Source organism: Bacteroidales bacterium (genome assembly GCA_031275285.1).
Lineage (GTDB): Bacteria > Bacteroidota > Bacteroidia > Bacteroidales > UBA4181 > JAIRLS01.
The window spans coordinates 1-15,876 of the sequence record JAISOY010000169.1; the positions used below are offsets into that span (position 1 = coordinate 1).

Below are 15,876 nucleotides of genomic sequence, written 5' to 3' on the forward strand. Positions count from 1 at the left end.
AAACCGGTGGCCGTGATGATCTTTGACGGCACAAACCAAGTCAACAGGATTGAAATGTGTCGCATTAGCAGCTATTGACTGCTGTTGCGGATCATTCATGTTTATTTGTGAAGATTCGGCGATCTGTAAAGAAACAGAATGGTCGACATTGTGTACCCAAAAAGGGCCGCCTCCGGGTTCTCCTTCGTTCCGGACCATCCCGCATACACGGATAGGACGGTTGAGTGTATTCAGCAAATATTCCTTTTGTTTTTCCATATCCCATTCAGTAAATGCATCCGGGACCTGGAATGAAAGGGATTGCTTCAGAAATGCGACAATCTCTGTAATTGTAGTTCTGTCCAGACTTTCATTCAATATATGGATGTATTGGAAAACCTTCTCCTGAAGGTCCAGCAACAATCCTGCTAATGCTTTTTTATAACGTATGGTTGTCCGTTTTAATCTGTCAGGTACCACATTATCAATATTTTTGATGAAAATAATGTCTCCGTCTAATTCATTCAGATTATCCAGTAAGGCGCCATGTCCGCCCGGACGGAATAAAAGACTTCCATCATGGTTTCTCATAGGCAGGTTATTTTTGTCAACAGCTATTGTGTCGGTTGATGGTTTTTGTTGGGAAAAGGTAATATCAAAGCTTACATTAAATAATTCCATATATTTTTTAATCCTTTCCCGGACAAGTTTTTCAAAATCATCCTGATGCTCTGATGAAACAGTGAAATGTAAGTGGATATTTTTATCCGTGTTACGGGTATATTCAGCTCCTTCCACCAGATGTTCTTCCATAGCTGTACGGGGGCCATCCGGATATTTGTGGAACAACAACAATCCTTTAGGCAGGTTTCCGTAATTTAAACCGTCTTTGAGGAGAATGGCTTCCGCCACATTTTTTTTATGATGGATAGGTATATGCTTCTCTTCAAGAATTGATTTCAACTCTTGATAAAAGGCAAAATCCGTTAACCGGTCAAATACTTCCTTTACAGATGGGTTTTCTTGATCATCCGGTGAAGAGATAAATTCATATAATTCTTTAAACATCCGTGTTGCGGCCCCGGAAGCAGGGACAAATTTCAATATTTTCCGTTCCTTCCGGTTTTTTTCAAAATTTTCCTCAAACAAGTCAATTATTTCTTCAGTAAATTTCTGTATTCCGTCATTTACCGTGGCAGCCTTATCTATTTGTAGAAACGGGAATCCCGATCTGAAATAAGACAGTTGTTTCTCTATGGTTTCTATGCTGATATTTTTGGTAGTTAATTGATCCAGATCTTTTTCTGTAAACATGATATTTTATTTTAATGAGTATGATATACACCATACAAATATAGCCAAAAAATTATTTCAGGTTTTGGGGTTTTTAAAAACAAAACTTCGGCCGGATCACAAAACATCACCCGGCCGAAGAACAAATAATATAAATGTTGGTTCTTTTACCACTTTACATATGATGCCTGATTCAGAAAATCATAATCATATTTCAACGCTTCCAATGGTGTCATATTGTAACGTTCCTGTTCAACATAATAATCTTCCAGAACTGCTATGTCGGCTACAGCAAAAAGCGCTTCGAAATCAACCAGTCCTTTTCCGAATTCTGTGCTGCCTTTTCCGTCAGGATTTGCATCCTTAAGGTGCCAGTTGGCAAAACGTCCCGGATATTTCTTTACATACTCATGACAGGAAAATCCTCCGTAAACCAATTGGGCGGTATCCATCTGGAAGGTAACCAGGTTTTTGTCGGTGTTTTCAATCATTACATCATATGGGATCTGTCCTTCCAGTTCATGGAATTCATCAACATGGTTATGGAAAGCGAACTTTAAACCGTTAGATTTAGCTATTTCGCCGCATTTGTTAAACTGGTCAGCCAGCCGTTTTACATCGGAAATACTTTTGAGCTGTTGGTGGGGATATCCGGCCTGGACAATCCACTTGCACCCAAGCTCAATGGTATCTGCTGCATTTTTTTTCCAAAAATCCCATCCTTTGGTGTCATCTTCTGCCAACAGTCCGCTGCCTGTATGGGAACCGGTCATGGTAACGCCCAGGTCAGCCAGGTATTGTTTCAATTCTTTCGGTGTTTTTCCGAAAAATTTTCCATCCCTATATCCAAAAGATTCCATACGTTGGTATCCCATCTCAACCAATGCTTTGATGGTGCCGTCAAAATCTTTTTGTATATCTTCGCGAACACTATATAGTTGAACGCCAATGGCTTTTTTCTTTTTTGCACAAGAGAAACCTACAGGTAAAATACTCAAAGCAGACAATGCAGCTCCTGCTTTTAAAAAATTCCTTCTTGTTACCATTTCTTTCTTTTTAAGGTATTATAATTGTATGTTTTGTTTGATATCAAAAGATTACCTTTCCCAACGACTCATTTTACAAAGTTAAAAACAATCAATATGATTTGCAAGAAATGAACCATGTATTTACCTGTTGGTACCTTCAAACAGATCGTGTGTATTTCTTTCTTCCTTTTTCTGGGATTTGAAATTATTGAATGTATACGAAAGAGAAAGCGTAAATAACGGAGATTTCGGATATATATAAGTTTTGGAATCAAGCGTCGGTCCCGTTTTGGTACTGATGTATTCCGCAGTTGAGAAAATATCACGAATAGTCAGTGTCGCAGCAAGTTTTCGTTGCAGAAAATGCTGTCGTACGGAAAAATTAAAATAATAAAATTCATTTACTTTTCCCTGTGTGCTCACTGATGGCCCGACATAATATGCTTCTAATCTCATCCGTGTGTTTTTCCCGATATTGACGTTGTTATTTACGGCTAATTGCCAGTTCCAGCTCTCTTCATCTTCCCCGTCAATTTTATATTCATTTTTGATGGTATAGTAATAGAGGCTCCCGTTGATGTCCAGATTCCACCACCGGTTCAATTGAAACGCTGTCACCAGTTCGGCCCCGGTAGCATAATCATTTCCCACATTTGCCATCGAATCCAATGTTACTCCGGTATGAAAAGGAACCCGTACCCGTTCTATCTTATCTTTACGGATACGGTGGAATAAAGTACCTGATATTGAGTTATCCCCGAATCCTTTGGAATAACCGATTTCAAAAGAATTGGTATATTCCGGAAGAATCATCGGATTGCCACGCTGGGCGGTATAGTAGTCCACATATACCACATATGGTTCCATATAGAATAACTCCGGTTGTGTGATCCGGCGCGAATAAGCGGCATTCATCCGCCCTCCTTTATTCAATGTATATGAAAGATGTACAGATGGGAATAAACCGAATTTATTCCAGGTATGTCGCGCCCATTCTTCATTGTTGCCCAATTTCCGGTAGGTATATTCACCCCTCAATCCCAGTTGGTAGTTAAATGCATTATGAGAATTGGATAAAATACCATACAGGGCATGTATATCCCTGCGGAAAAGATATTTATTATACATGTCGTCTCTTCGTTCGAAATCGCCAATGGCCGGATTGTAAAAATCAATCTTGTAATCTCCATCTTCAGTATAGCTGAAGAAATAATACCCGGCTTCCAGTTTTCCTCCTTTTTTATTGAACGGATATACATAATCCAGATTTCCTTGTGCCGTAAGCCGATACTCAAATTCACGGGCCCTGTGTCCTTGTGCTTGTTGTCCGTCTGGATAGAATAAATCTGTATAGAAATATTCCATGGCATCCCCTTCGTAGAAAGAGAAGAAAGATCCGGTCAATTGATGACCATCGTCTGAAAACCGATGGTCGAATCCTATATCTCCCCTTATTACCCATTCGTCCAGCTCGACATAATCACGGCCTTTAAATGAGGCATATGTTTCATTTCCCGTGCTGTGTTGTAAGTAGGTATCTTCGTAATCCAGATGGCCCCCACGGTTACGGATCCTGTAACGTCCTTCCACGGCCGCTGACCAGGTAGTCTTTCTTTTGGTCCAGTCTAACCCTGTACGTAAATAATACAGGTCTGTATAGCTTTTTCTTTCTCCTGTAGACCGGGTAGTTGTGAGCGTATCTCCGACATCAATGTGTTTCAGCTGATCAAAATCACTCACCAGATACCGCCGGGATGCCTCTCCTGAGGTTTGCCACCGCACATTATTTTTCTGGTAGGAAGTAAGAAAATCGATACTGCGTGATTCCACGGAACTTACCATTCCGTTCACTATTCCACTCCACCCGTTTGCGGACTGCTTTTTGGTATTGACATTGATGATTCCTGCTGTACCATCCGCTTCATATCTTGCTGACGGAGTGGTAATAATTTCGATATTATCTATCTGGCCGGCCGGAACCTGTTCCAGTCCGGCGCTTCCTCCAATGGTTGCCGGCTTTCCATCGATATAGACCTTGAAGCCGCTGCTACCTCTGAATGTTAATTCTCCGTCGGCATCGACCCTCATTGACGGCGTTTGTTCCAGGATATCAACCGCTGTGCCTCCCGAAGCAGAAATATACCCGGAGGCTTCTATTACCTTTTTGTCCAGTTTATAAACTACCTGCCGTTTTCGTGCTGTCACTTCTACTTCAGATAACTCAAAGTTTACTGGGCGCAACATAATATCAGTATATATGATGTTTTTTTTTGTTTCCGACAAGCGGAAAGATGAGGTATTTTGTGTTTCATACCCTGCAGAACTCACTGAAATATAATAATCTCCTGAATGGGAATGTTTCAATGAAAATATTCCGTCGGCATCTGTGGTTGTATGTGCTGATATCACGGAATCGAGAAGTGTGTATAATAACACATCAGCATATCCGGCTGCTTCTCCGGTAGATTCATCCAGGATTCTTCCGGTAATGGTCCATTGTGCATGAAGATTTAGCGATAAAAAGCAGAAAATCAATCCGGCAAATAGGGAATATTTCATTTCAGTGGTGTTAAAAAATGCCAAAGTTAAAGAAACCACTCTGTCAATAGGTTGAATTAACAAATTTTAAGAAAGGAATACAACCTGATTATGATAATGAAATACATATTTCATTATATTTGTCTCTTCATTAATCATTTGTATATGTTTAAAAAATATCCGGATGATTAATAAATGTTTTGATCTTTTTACTTTGATGAACTATTTTTGAAGCATTAAACGGATATTATTATGGGAAATCTACCCCAGAGACATAAAGCTATATTGGATGAGCTGGCCAAGGAAGGTTATCTGAAAGTGACCGATTTAAGTAAAAAATTCGAAGTTTCGGCTGTTACTATCCGTAAAGATATTAAGGATATGGAACGGAGGAAATTGCTTTTTCGGAATCATGGAAGCATTACCTTATATAGTTCCCTGATCAATGAACGGCATATTGATGAAAAGGAAAAGGTACGGGTGAATGAAAAGATCCGTATTGCGGAAGCGGCAAACCGGCTTTTGGAAAGGGATGACCGGATCATTATCGCATCCGGAACGACCGTATTAGCGTTTGCTAATAAGATTACTTTTTCCGATCCGATCACAGTGATCACGTCATCCATGAAAATATCCGTGAGTTTATGTTATAAACAGAATATTGAAGTAATCCAGTTAGGAGGTAGCATGCGGAAAAGTTCGGCATCGGTAATTGGTCCGGAGGCTGAATCTATGCTTGAAAGCCTATCCTGTAGCAAGTTATTTCTTGGTATTGACGGGCTTGATCTGGATTTTGGGTTGACCACAAGCAATATAGCGGAAGCACATTTGAACCGTGCTATGATAGAAGCAGCACAGAAAGTGATCATACTTGCCGATTCATCAAAATTTGGGAAAAAAGGATTCGGTAAGATCTGCGATTTTGAACAAGTACATCACATCATTACCGATAAGGAAGCACCTGCAAAATCCATACAGATACTCAGGGAAAAAGGTATCGAAGTGACATTGGTGTGATCTTAGGATATACGTCAATTAAGATTTAACCAATTTTTGATCAATCTGGTAATAATCCTATTTTTTCGGTAGAATAAATATAGAATTGATGTGCATTTAGTTTGTCCATTTGCACTTGCATCCACTCGTTTTCAGAAACTTTTACCTTATACTTCTGTTGCTCGCGAAATAAATTTTTCATATTAGCATGGAAATCTTTATTGGCAAAATAAATCAGGTTGGCGTCATGTATGATCTCTTCTAAAATGCCATTCGGAGCAAACTCATAATGGGATGCTCTCATTAAATCACAGATTACATCTATTTGCTGGGAAGAATATTGAAAGAACGGCAGTATTTCGCGAGCTATCTTATCACTCATCAGTCTGGCTTTATCATACGAAACAGTATATCCGATATCGTGGAATAATGCCGCAGTTTTCAATAATAACATATGTTCATCGGAAATATGTTGTGCCGCTCCCAGTTGTTCAACATATTTATATACATCATAAGTATGTTTGAAACTATGAAAATATAGGTTTTTTGAAAACTCTGTGGTCATTCTTCCTTTCACATATTCTAAAATATCAGGAAGTCGGATTATCTGTAGTTGTATGAAAAAATGATGATTAGGGATCAGGTATTCTGAAGAATCTTTTTCAATGAATTCAGGTTTCAATCCTTTCACATAATATGTCGTTACAGTATTTTCTTCGGAAAGGAACCCATGGTATTCACAGTTAAAAAACTGTTTCACCTGGTCGTATGTCTCGCCTGAAATGTTTATCTCTCCGGGTTTTGAGGCTGATTCCAGCCTTGAGGCCATGTTTACCGTATGTCCCCAGATATCATAAGATAATTTTTTATGTCCGAGCATACCCGCAATCACTTCTCCGGTGTGTATACCCATTCGTACAGACCAAACATTCGGGTTTTGCTCGCGCAACCGGCGAAGATAGTGTTGTACTTCCAATGCTGCAAATACGACTTCGATGGGATTAGTATGATTTTTCTGCGGAACACCGCCTGCACACATGTAAGCGTCCCCCATGGTTTTTATTTTTTCAATGTGGTGTCGTTCAACTACCGTATCGAAATAAAAAAAGAAGTTGTTCAGTTCGTCCAATAATGCTTCCGGTTGTAAATTGTCGGTTATTTTCGAAAAGTTTTCAATATCGGCAAACAATACGGTTGCCATATCGAATTTTTGAAAGAAGTTTTTCTGGACTTCACGGAAATGATCCGGATTATCCTTGTTTAGAGATACGATATCCGGATGTTCAAATATACTTTTCGATAAACCTGTCGATTTTGGGGGAGCCTCCTTTTTGGCCGTTTTATTTTTCCGCATGTAAAACATCCATGCGAGATTAGAGGCAAATAAGAATCCCGATAAAACAATCCACCAGTTTGAAGCTGCTTCGCACATACAGTCAGTGGTTAATTACATTCCATATTAATGACTTTGCCGACATTCATATTGCTCTTACTTCCGGTAGAAATATTTGCTATAGGAATGTTACAGATAAAGTACAAAAAACGAAAAAAAGTTTTATTTTTGTAAAAAAAATTAAACGAGCCCATAAAAACTTTTAAAACGGTCAAAGATATTTCTTTTATTGTTTCAATGCTAAAATAAAAAACTAAATTTCTATGGAAAATCAATCCAAACCTATTCTAATTCCAACAGATTTTACTGTTATTGCCGAGTATGCGGTTGAATCGGCAGTGAAATTTGCAAAGGTGACGAATACTAGCATTATATTGGTGCATATCGTAAAGAAAACTTCGGAGATTCTTGATGCTACTGCAAAAGTAGAACTGGAAGCAGATAAGTTTTCAAAAGAATATAACGTTAAAGTTACCGGAATTGTCCGGGAAGGTTCAATTTTTTCTACCATAGGAGAAACTGTTGACGAAATGGATGCCGGTTTGGTTGTGATGGGCACTCACGGCATTAAAGGGATGCAAAAAATTATGGGTAGTTGGTCTTTGAAAGTGGTGGTTACATCGAGTGTCCCGATTATAGTGGTACAAGACCGGCCTCACAGGTCAGGAATCGAACGCATAGCATTTCCGGTGGATTTTAAGAAAGAAAACAGGGAAAAAATAGGTTGGGCTTATTATGTAGCCAGATTATTCAATGCTAAAGTAAATATTTTCAGGGCTGAACCGGCTAAAGATAAAAAGATAGAACAAGGAATACGGACCAATTTGGTTTTTACGGAAAAATTCCTGCATTCAAAGAATATCCCTTATGATATTACTGTAGCTAAAGGGGAAGACTCCTTTGCAAAAGAATCTTTGGATTTTGCTGCAGAGATAGATGCAGACCTGATTCTGATCACAACAACAAAGGGAATATCTATTGCGGATTTTGTCCTGGGGACTTCCGAAGAGCACATCATCACCAATAGTGCGCATATTCCTGTTATGTGCGTGAATCCGAGGAAAGCACAAATAGGTAGTTTTAGTGCTACAGGCGGGTAATTCTTTTTGAAAAATATTTTTATGCTGAATAGGATCAATCGGAAATTGTTCATATTCAGCATTTTTATTATTATAATCTATTTAATGTGAAACGAAGCATGAATTTTACGAAGTCGCCAAAGTTCATGATAATAAAAATCATGCGAGTTGCATACAACCTTTAAAAATATTATCACATGAAATATGTAATCTTGTTAGGCTTTGTTTTTATGGCATTATCTTGTACAACGTCTTCCAAACCTTCAGTCAATCAGGAAGAATGGGGGTCAACCGATTCGAAGCCGGTTTATTTATTTACATTGACCAATTCAAACGGAATAACAGCTGAAATCACTAATTACGGGGCTACTCTTGTTTCTTTCAATGTCCCTGATAAGGACGGAAAATTTGAAAATATTGTGTTGGGGCTTGACCGTCTGGAGAGTTATCTGGCTGGGCATCCCAGCTTGGGTTGTGTCATTGGACGTTATGCCAACCGGATAGGGAATGCGAAATTTATACTCAACGGTACGGAATATACATTAGCTAAAAACAATGGAGAAAACCATATACATGGGGGAGTAAAAAGGTTTAGCCATAAGGTATGGGACGCCAGTATTTCCTCAGATATAAATACTGCCAAATTATCATTGATCTGTACAGCTGCAGACATGGAAGAAGGATATCCGGGAAATATGGTCATAAAAGTCGATTATGTCCTTAATAATGACAATGAACTGGTCCTTAATTATTCTGCTACTACGGATAAGCCGACAGTGATCAATCTGACGAATCACAGTTACTTTAACCTGACAGGATGTAAAGAAAATGTTTTAGGGCATCAGGTAAAAATATATGCCGATGCATATACTCCGGTGGACGAAGGGAATATCCCAACCGGAGAAATACGCTCTGTCGCCGGTACGGAATATGACCTGAGGGAATGGACCACTATAGGAGACCGTTTGTCTATCCTTCCTAAAGGGTATGATAATAATTATTGTCTGAAAGGTACACCCAATCATGCTGTACTTGCTGCAGAATTATACGAGCCGAAAAGCGGACGTCTTCTTCAAACCTTTACCACTGAACCGGGGGTTCAGTTTTATACCAGCTGTAATCTGGATGGCAGTAAAAAAAGTCCTTCAGGGGTACCTTATTCCGCATTTATGGGCGCTTGTTTTGAAGCACAACATTATCCCGATTCTCCCAATAAACCGGATTTTCCATCTACCACACTGAATCCGGGAGAAACATATACTCAGGTAACCACTTATAAAGTAGGAATAAAATAATTTTTTATGCATCGTTCCGGTTTTGTAAATATCGTTGGAAATCCCAATGTCGGCAAATCTACATTGATGAATGCGCTTGTAGGTGAAAGGTTATCGGTAGTCACTGCAAAAGCGCAGACAACACGTCACCGTATTATGGGGATCATCAATGGGGAAGATTATCAGATCGTTTATTCCGACACACCCGGCATTATTCAACCTAAATATAAGATGCAGGAAGGGATGATGAATTTTGTCCATACTTCATTCACTGATGCCGACATGATCATATATGTTACTGATGTCGTGGAGCTACCGGGAAAAAATCAGGAGTATATTGAGAAGGTAGCAAAAATGACTATTCCTGTATTATTGATCATCAATAAGATCGATCTGACTACTCAGGAAAAGCTGGAGCGGTTGAATGAAACATGGAAAAACCTGTTGCCTGATGCTACTATTATCCCTATATCAGCAAAAGAAAAGTTTAATATTGATGTGCTTAACCGGACGATTATTGAATCCCTGCCTGAAGGACCGGCGTATTTTGCTAAAGATGAGATGACTGATAAGCCGGAACGCTTTTTTGTCTCTGAAATACTGAGAGGAAAGATCTTTGAGAATTACCAGAAAGAAATCCCTTACTCCACGGAAGTGGTCATAGAGTCTTTTAAAGAAGAAGGGAATATTATACGTATACAGGCTTTAATTTATGTGGAGCGTGAAACGCAGAAAGCCATTCTGATAGGTAAAAAGGGCAGTGCATTAAAAAAAACGGCAACTGAGGCAAGAAAAGAGATGGAAATATTTTTTGCAAAAAAGATATTTCTCGAGACGTTTGTGAAAGTAAGAAAAGATTGGCGCAATAATGAGAATTACCTGAAGAATCTGGGCTATATTAGTTAGTAATAAATGCTTCTTTGTTTAAAGGTCAGTTCTTTCCTAATTGCTTAGGCTTTTGTTTTTTGCCAATAGAACTTCTTCGATGGCCTTTTTCAGATCGTCTTTTGGCAATGCGCCCTGCGCTAATCTGGGTGCTCCTTTCATAGGCACGAAAAGAAGGGTAGGTATACTTTTTATTCCAAATATACCGGACAATTCTTTTTCTATATCCGTATTGATTTTATAAATATAAATCTGCCCATCATACTCAGTGGCCAGTTCTTCCAGAATGGGAGCAATTCTTTTACATGGCCCGCACCAATCTGCATAAAAATCTATCAGGCAAGGTTTATCCCCCAGATATTTCCATTCAGTAGTATCTTTTTTATAGTTAACTATTTTGGTTAAAAAGGCATCTTTGGTTAATTGAATGGTTTTTACTTTGTTGTTACCGGATGTTACCAATTTATCCTGGGCAGAAAGATTAAATGGATTCATCACCATGCAAAAGAGGTATACCATCAATAGTGTCTGGAACAGATGCTTCATATTAAAATAGTGTGTTGTGTTATGCGAATTATTGACTACAATTTATCGTATTTGGAGATATTTGACGGGTCAATTTCTTTCAATATCTTCACTACTCTTGTTTTTTCTTCGGCCGGCGAATTAGAGAAAAGTTCCAGCCACTCACTTGATTTAGCATCAAAAATGAATTGAAGAAGAAACATATACGGGTCGGGTTTTCTACGGTAAACATCCTGAATGAGTTTTAAATAATCTGCGATATCACTACGTGCTTCATTGGGCCGTTCGCTCATCCGGTCCAGTCCCAAACGATGATATTTATAAGTAAACTCACGGATATTGCGGTAACGATCGTCCAGTATATTTTGAACCAACCAGTAACGATTCCTGTTCCCACTTGATCCGTCATATGCACGCCATCCTTTCTCACTTGATTTCTGTGCATTGGTCACCACTGTTTCTGCTTTCTGGAAATAAGGAGTTCCCCCATTGAGGGAAAACGAATCATAATCCATCCCTAAAATGATATATACATAAAAAGCAATGATGGAGGTAAGATTCGATTGATAAGCGACTTCACTGAACTCCAATGGTTCTCCTTCCACATAAGTGAATTTTAAATCCTTATCCTGAAAGTTAATCAAAGTCGTGTTATATACGGAATTAAATACAGGTCGACGTGATTGTATCTGGATGCTTCCGGTAAATTCATTACCTGTCAGTCCTGTGATATTCAATAACATATTGCATTCGATACGTTCTTCTGCAGTAAAAGTATTATTGGTCCAAACCCTGGAATTAACAAATTCGTAAAGTGCTGTTTGTAGAGCATCGGTTACACTTTTATTGGATCCCTGTATCTTGGTCGTAATTAATTGGACATTACACCGGAGTTCCTGTCCTGATACGGATGTTAGATATGCAAGAAAAAAACAGCAGAAAATATGTTTGATATTCACTTTCATGATCAAAAATAAGTCACTAGTTTATCTACAATATCTCTGGCTACTTCTTCCTTTTTTTTCAGAGGGAATTGTTGATTATTCCCCTTTTTGTCAATAATGGTGATCTTATTGGTCGTATGCCCGAACCCGGCTCCTACATCGTTCAATGAATTGAGAACAATGAAATCCAGGTTTTTTTTGTCCAGTTTTTGTATGGCGTGTTCTTTCTCGTCATGTGTTTCAAGGGCAAATCCGATCAATATCTGTCTTTGTTCTTTTATTTTTCCCAGTTCGGCTGCGATATCTTTTGTCGGGATCAATGGCAGCGAATAAGCCTGTTTTCCTTTTATTTTCTGTGATTGTGCTTTTTCCGGTGTGAAATCAGCAACAGCGGCAGCCATTATAGCTACATCTGTCTTCGGAAAATGTATAACAGAAGCCTGATACATTTCTTCAGCCGTCTGTACATGGATGGTTTTAATGGCCGGATGATCGGCATTCAGGTTGGTAGGCCCGCTGATCAATATCACTTCAGCTCCCCGCATGGCCAGTTCTTCCGCCACAGCATAACCCATTTTCCCCGAAGAATGATTCCCTATAAAACGTACAGGATCTATCGGTTCATAAGTAGGTCCGGCCGTAACCAATACCTTTTTTCCGGCACAATCGTTGTTCGTCAATACCTGAGCCAGTATCCGGACAATATGCTCCGGCTCTTCCATACGCCCTTTCCCGTCAAGTCCACTCGCCAGTTCCCCGCTTAACGGTTCAATGATATGGACATTACGCTTTTTGAGTAATTCAAGATTTAGTGTGGTAGCAGGATGGAGAAACATATCCATATCCATGGCCGGTGCAATAAAGACCGGACATCTGGCTGATAAATAGGTGGTGAGCAGTAAATTGTCGGCAACTCCGGTAGCCATTTTTGCGATAGTATTGGCTGTGGCAGGTGCGATCAGATATGCATCGGCCCAGATACCCAGATCAACATGACTGTTCCATGCTCCATTCTCCGGGTCAAAAAAATCCACCAGGATCGGATGCTTGGATAGGGTTGCCATGGTGAGCGGAGTAATAAACTCTTTGGCCAACGGGGTCATGATCACCCTTACATCTGCTCCTTCCTTTACCAATAAACGAACAAGCATAGCAGATTTATATGCTGCTATGCTTCCCGTAATACCTATAATGATATGTTTTCCCTTAAGCGTCATCCTTTGGTTGACTCAATCCCGGTTTCAGGATTGCGGTAATAAACATCCTGATCCAGGAACTCCTGTAAAGCGATCAATGATGGTTTGGGCAATTTTTCATAAAAACGGGATATTTCTATTTGCTCCCTGTTCTCAAATACTTCTTCCAGATTATCGGTATAACTGGAGAATTCTTCCAATTTACGGTTGAGCTCCTGTTTCATTTCAACACCTATCTGGTTCGCCCTTTTTGAAACAATGACTACTGTTTCATATATGTTACCTGTCGGCTCATATAACTTATCTAAATCGCGGGTGATGGTGGTAACAGGTGCTTTTGATTTTTTTAAATCCATATGTTTATTTAATATTTGATATTTCGATTATTCTTTTGTTTCTATGTACTCATCTTCATCAGGGTCGTCTTCACCCTTTGCTTTCAGGTATCTGTCTGACCGTTCGTACATACGCTGGGCGTCCCTGGCGTAATTACTGTCAGGGAACTCTCCAATGAATGAGTAATATTCATCCACGGCAGACTGATAACGTTCTTTCTGTTTTTCAATCACACTATTCTCGGCTAATAAATAGCTTGACCGTAACAATAAATACATTAATTCTTCCCGGTACTTAGTATCCGGATAATCATTCAAACTATTGTTCAATGCAACAATAGATGCTTTATATTGGCTGAGATTGTAATACAACTTGGCGGCAATATATGATTTATCTACCAGTTTATCCTGCATCTCACCAATATACTGTAAACACTCATCTTTATATTTAGAATTCGGATGACGTATCAGGAACATCTGGAATGATTCAATCGCAGCAAAAGTCATTTCCTGATCCAGTTCCGGCCTGGGGCTTTGCTTATAGTAACAATACCCTGAAAGAAATTCACATTCTTCAGCAAATGGCGATTGTGGATGTGTTTTAAATAGTTTCGTGAAATAATGTGATGCTGTCAGGTAATCTTTTTGTTTAAAATAACTCATTGCCTGGTAATATGAAACGGTATCCGCTTTATTCGTACCGCTATAGATTCCGACAATGTCATCAAATAATTGGGCAGAACGAACAAAATCACTTTTTTCATAATACAAAAAAGCCATTTTATATTTTAACTGGTAATTGGTACTTTTCCGTAATTTTTCGTACTGGCTGCACGAAGAAAACGCGGTGATAATGATGATGAGACCAACAAAAAATTTCTTCATTATTGAATATAATTACTGTGCAAAGGTATAAAAAAATGATTTATGAATGTCTGATTCTTTATAATAATTAATTATATGCCCCAGATTCATTTAACGTTAAACGAACTTCTTTAGTATGCAATATGGTGAAATATCCTAACTAATTGTTAATTTTGCTGAAAATACTGTACATGTCTTGTTTGGGTAATATTATCTGGCTGGTATTTGGAGGAATATTTATAGCCTTCGAATATATTATTGCCGGATTGATTTATTGTCTCACAATTATAGGTATTCCATGGGGAATTAAATGTTTTCACCTGGCCGTTTTGGCATTTTGGCCATTCGGGCGTGAGATAGTATCCTGTCCACAACAATCAGGGTGCCTTAATACTTTGATGAATGTTATATGGATTTTTATTGGAGGTATATGGATCTGTCTTTCGCACTTGATTTTCGGACTTATCTTATGCATTACGATTATTGGAATACCTTTCGGCCTCCAGCACTTTAAGCTGGCCGCTTTTTCCCTGTCTCCGTTTGGGAAAAATATCATATAGATTGGATATTGAGTAATACCAAATAATAAATTTCATCTGTTTATAATTTAATTTTTTAAGGTCAGATGGAATACGCCATAGATAATCATTACGGTGGGTGAACAGTAATGTTCATGGCTATTTCATATTGATTAAATGTAATCAAATTGGTCAATGTGACTTAAAAAAACAATAAATAGTACTGAGTACTTCATCCCTTAAACTAGCTATAAAATGTTAATGATCATTTCTCCGGCAAAAATACTGAACCTAAAACCTCAAAAGGTAGTTACAAATTATACGCAACCGGAATTTCTAAAGCAGGCATCAGTCATTGTTGATGAATTAAAGCATTATCCTCCGGAAAAGTTGGCCGAACTATTGGAGACTAATTTCATGATCGCCCAAACCAATTTTGACCGGTATGCCAGGTGGCACACTCCATTTACCCGGAATAATGCCAAACAAAGTATACTTACATTCAATGGTGAAGTATATAACGGACTGAAAGCGTCTTCTTTATCGCAGGAAGATTTATCTTTTTCCCAGGACCATCTTCGTATTTTATCAGGTTTATATGGCGTTTTGCGACCATTAGACCTGATGCAGCCATATCGTCTTCCCATGGGTACGTCGTTATCTTTTAACGGATATAAAGATCTTTATGATTTCTGGCGGAAAGATATTACCGATGCACTGGTAAAGTATTTCTCCAGAAGCACAAAAAAAGTCCTCGTAAATTTAGCTTCTGATGAATATTTCCGCTCTGTTGACCGGAAAAGATTGAATAATGTCAGGATCATTCATTGTGAATTTAAAGAATGGAAGGCCGGCAAATACAAAACAATTGTTGTATACACAAAAAAAGCCAGAGGATTGATGTGTCGTTTCGCTATTGAACACCGTATTACAGATCCGGAAAACTTAAAGGCTTTTGATAGTGAGAATTATTTGTTTGAAGAAAGTATCTCTTCTGAAAACAATTGGGTATTTGTGAGGCATAAATGA

Annotated in this window: 15 protein-coding genes; 6 read left to right on the forward strand and 9 right to left on the reverse strand. The window is 38.7% G+C overall.

All coding sequences use genetic code 11. From position 1 onward, the window contains the following. The 3 genes from LBQ60_16750 to LBQ60_16760 form a co-directional block, all read right to left on the reverse strand. Positions 1 to 1,293, reverse strand: a 1,293-nt coding sequence (locus tag LBQ60_16750) for a DUF4301 family protein (GenBank protein ID MDR2039571.1), incomplete at its 3' end; no start/stop codon positions are given. A 146-nt stretch (positions 1,294 to 1,439) separates the two neighbouring features. Continuing rightward, positions 1,440 to 2,318 carry a TIM barrel protein gene (locus tag LBQ60_16755; protein MDR2039572.1) on the reverse strand — a complete coding sequence of 293 codons (879 nt, stop codon included), beginning with the start codon at positions 2,316 to 2,318 and terminating at the stop codon, positions 1,440 to 1,442. Positions 2,319 to 2,441: 123 nt separating this feature from the next. Then, positions 2,442 to 4,859, reverse strand: a complete 2,418-nt coding sequence (locus tag LBQ60_16760) for a TonB-dependent receptor (protein ID MDR2039573.1) — start codon at positions 4,857 to 4,859, stop codon at positions 2,442 to 2,444. 231 nt (positions 4,860 to 5,090) lie between these two features. Here LBQ60_16760 and LBQ60_16765 point away from each other — a divergent pair, with 231 nt between their 5' ends. Next, positions 5,091 to 5,855 (forward strand): DeoR/GlpR family DNA-binding transcription regulator, encoded by a 765-nt coding sequence (locus LBQ60_16765; GenBank protein ID MDR2039574.1) that lies wholly within the window; start codon positions 5,091 to 5,093, stop codon positions 5,853 to 5,855. A gap of 40 nt (positions 5,856 to 5,895) precedes the next feature. Here LBQ60_16765 and LBQ60_16770 read toward each other — a convergent pair whose 3' ends face one another. Continuing rightward, complete coding sequence (locus LBQ60_16770) at positions 5,896 to 7,266, reverse strand: HD domain-containing protein (GenBank protein MDR2039575.1); 1,371 nt, start codon at positions 7,264 to 7,266, stop codon at positions 5,896 to 5,898. 224 nt (positions 7,267 to 7,490) lie between these two features. On the opposite strand from LBQ60_16770, the gene LBQ60_16775 reads away from it, so the two are divergent. From LBQ60_16775 to era, 3 genes are all read left to right on the forward strand, one after another. After that, the gene (locus LBQ60_16775) at positions 7,491 to 8,327 is read left to right on the forward strand and encodes a universal stress protein (protein MDR2039576.1); all 837 of its coding nucleotides are present in this window, start codon (positions 7,491 to 7,493) and stop codon (positions 8,325 to 8,327) included. A gap of 176 nt (positions 8,328 to 8,503) precedes the next feature. Next, positions 8,504 to 9,601 (forward strand): galactose mutarotase, encoded by a 1,098-nt coding sequence (locus LBQ60_16780; GenBank protein ID MDR2039577.1) that lies wholly within the window; start codon positions 8,504 to 8,506, stop codon positions 9,599 to 9,601. A 6-nt stretch (positions 9,602 to 9,607) separates the two neighbouring features. After that, positions 9,608 to 10,486 carry a GTPase Era gene (gene era, locus LBQ60_16785; protein MDR2039578.1) on the forward strand — a complete coding sequence of 293 codons (879 nt, stop codon included), beginning with the start codon at positions 9,608 to 9,610 and terminating at the stop codon, positions 10,484 to 10,486. A 36-nt stretch (positions 10,487 to 10,522) separates the two neighbouring features. Here era and trxA read toward each other — a convergent pair whose 3' ends face one another. The 5 genes from trxA to bamD all read right to left on the reverse strand — a co-directional run bounded on the left by trxA (position 10,523) and on the right by bamD (position 14,350). Further along, complete coding sequence (trxA, locus tag LBQ60_16790; protein MDR2039579.1) at positions 10,523 to 10,960, reverse strand: thioredoxin; 438 nt, start codon at positions 10,958 to 10,960, stop codon at positions 10,523 to 10,525. Positions 10,961 to 11,046: 86 nt separating this feature from the next. Further along, complete coding sequence (locus tag LBQ60_16795; protein MDR2039580.1) at positions 11,047 to 11,955, reverse strand: DUF4835 family protein; 909 nt, start codon at positions 11,953 to 11,955, stop codon at positions 11,047 to 11,049. A gap of 2 nt (positions 11,956 to 11,957) precedes the next feature. Then, positions 11,958 to 13,151, reverse strand: a complete 1,194-nt coding sequence (gene coaBC / locus LBQ60_16800) for a bifunctional phosphopantothenoylcysteine decarboxylase/phosphopantothenate--cysteine ligase CoaBC (GenBank protein ID MDR2039581.1) — start codon at positions 13,149 to 13,151, stop codon at positions 11,958 to 11,960. Beyond that, on the reverse strand, positions 13,148 to 13,486 hold the full coding sequence (locus LBQ60_16805) for a DNA-directed RNA polymerase subunit omega (protein ID MDR2039582.1): 339 nt from the start codon (positions 13,484 to 13,486) through the stop codon (positions 13,148 to 13,150). The genes coaBC and LBQ60_16805 overlap by 4 nt, the downstream gene beginning before the upstream one ends. A gap of 27 nt (positions 13,487 to 13,513) precedes the next feature. Further along, on the reverse strand, positions 13,514 to 14,350 hold the full coding sequence (gene bamD, locus LBQ60_16810; protein MDR2039583.1) for an outer membrane protein assembly factor BamD: 837 nt from the start codon (positions 14,348 to 14,350) through the stop codon (positions 13,514 to 13,516). 170 nt (positions 14,351 to 14,520) lie between these two features. Here bamD and LBQ60_16815 point away from each other — a divergent pair, with 170 nt between their 5' ends. Beyond that, the gene (locus tag LBQ60_16815) at positions 14,521 to 14,889 is read left to right on the forward strand and encodes a YccF domain-containing protein (GenBank protein ID MDR2039584.1); all 369 of its coding nucleotides are present in this window, start codon (positions 14,521 to 14,523) and stop codon (positions 14,887 to 14,889) included. A gap of 213 nt (positions 14,890 to 15,102) precedes the next feature. Continuing rightward, positions 15,103 to 15,876, forward strand: a complete 774-nt coding sequence (gene yaaA / locus LBQ60_16820) for a peroxide stress protein YaaA (protein MDR2039585.1) — start codon at positions 15,103 to 15,105, stop codon at positions 15,874 to 15,876.

Excerpts from the sequence above, each read along its gene's own strand:
- LBQ60_16765 (MDR2039574.1), top strand. The coding sequence starts at position 5,091 with ATGGGAAATCTACCCCAGAGACATAAAGCTATATTGGATGAGCTGGCC.
- era (MDR2039578.1), top strand. The coding sequence starts at position 9,608 with ATGCATCGTTCCGGTTTTGTAAATATCGTTGGAAATCCCAATGTCGGC.
- yaaA (MDR2039585.1), top strand. The coding sequence starts at position 15,103 with ATGTTAATGATCATTTCTCCGGCAAAAATACTGAACCTAAAACCTCAA.
- LBQ60_16755 (MDR2039572.1), bottom strand. The coding sequence starts at position 2,318 with ATGGTAACAAGAAGGAATTTTTTAAAAGCAGGAGCTGCATTGTCTGCT.
- LBQ60_16770 (MDR2039575.1), bottom strand. The coding sequence starts at position 7,266 with ATGTGCGAAGCAGCTTCAAACTGGTGGATTGTTTTATCGGGATTCTTA.
- LBQ60_16760 (MDR2039573.1), bottom strand. The coding sequence starts at position 4,859 with ATGAAATATTCCCTATTTGCCGGATTGATTTTCTGCTTTTTATCGCTA.
- bamD (MDR2039583.1), bottom strand. The coding sequence starts at position 14,350 with ATGAAGAAATTTTTTGTTGGTCTCATCATCATTATCACCGCGTTTTCT.
- LBQ60_16780 (MDR2039577.1), top strand. The coding sequence starts at position 8,504 with ATGAAATATGTAATCTTGTTAGGCTTTGTTTTTATGGCATTATCTTGT.
- LBQ60_16795 (MDR2039580.1), bottom strand. The coding sequence starts at position 11,955 with ATGAAAGTGAATATCAAACATATTTTCTGCTGTTTTTTTCTTGCATAT.
- LBQ60_16815 (MDR2039584.1), top strand. The coding sequence starts at position 14,521 with ATGTCTTGTTTGGGTAATATTATCTGGCTGGTATTTGGAGGAATATTT.
- trxA (MDR2039579.1), bottom strand. The coding sequence starts at position 10,960 with ATGAATCCATTTAATCTTTCTGCCCAGGATAAATTGGTAACATCCGGT.
- coaBC (MDR2039581.1), bottom strand. The coding sequence starts at position 13,151 with ATGACGCTTAAGGGAAAACATATCATTATAGGTATTACGGGAAGCATA.
- LBQ60_16805 (MDR2039582.1), bottom strand. The coding sequence starts at position 13,486 with ATGGATTTAAAAAAATCAAAAGCACCTGTTACCACCATCACCCGCGAT.
- LBQ60_16775 (MDR2039576.1), top strand. The coding sequence starts at position 7,491 with ATGGAAAATCAATCCAAACCTATTCTAATTCCAACAGATTTTACTGTT.